The organism is Bartonella sp. LB28NMGDW, assembly GCF_042194435.1.
Lineage (GTDB): Bacteria > Pseudomonadota > Alphaproteobacteria > Rhizobiales > Rhizobiaceae > Bartonella > Bartonella grahamii.
This window is the reverse complement of record NZ_JBHIMX010000137.1, coordinates 1-695: the sequence shown is the minus strand read 5'-3', so window position 1 is coordinate 695 and position 695 is coordinate 1. Positions and strand designations below refer to the sequence as shown.

1 protein-coding gene is annotated in these 695 nt (G+C 49.5%); it reads left to right on the top strand.

Annotation, left to right across the window (positions count from 1 at the left end):
- The coding region (locus ACFIKG_RS09660) for a filamentous hemagglutinin N-terminal domain-containing protein (RefSeq protein ID WP_375652238.1) at positions 1–695 on the top strand (695 nt) is incomplete at both ends.

The following is a 695-nucleotide window of genomic DNA, read 5'->3' as shown; positions in this document are numbered from 1 at the left end:
CAGCTTGGGGGATTGGTGCCAGGCAACGGCAATTTGCGTTATAGCGGTGCAGCAAAGGTTATCCTTAATGAAGTGGTAAGTGCCAATCGCTCGCGTCTTGAAGGCGTGAGCGAAGTACACGGGCATATGGCGGATGTTATTATCGCCAACCCCAATGGGATTACTTGTAACGGTTGTGGCTTTATTAATACTCCACGGGTGACTTTATCGACCGGACAACCGATTATTGGAACCGATGGGGCTTTGAGTGGGTTGCGTGTTGAGGGTGGTGATATCACCATAGGCGCTCGTGGAGCTGATGGAAGTGCATTAGATATTTTTGATCTTGTTTCGCGCAAGATCAGTATCGGAGGTCCCATACAGGTCAAAGGGGATTTGGCTGTTATCGCTGGTCACAATCATTTTGATTATGACAAGCGGGAAGCAACTTCTCTTGGTTCTGATGGCAAAGAGCCGGAATTAGCAATTGATTCCAGTGAGTTTGGTGGAATGTATGCGGGGCAGATCCGCGTGATTGCCAATGATAAAGGCGCCGGCGTTAAAATGCGCGGAGACATGGTTGCCAATGCAGGCGCCATGAGATTGACAAGTGATGGCAAGCTGGTGATTGCCAAAGCACGCGCCAAAGGAGCGGTGAAGGCTCACTCCCACCACGACAGTGTGCATGTAAAAGATTTGCTTTTTTCAGAAGAAGC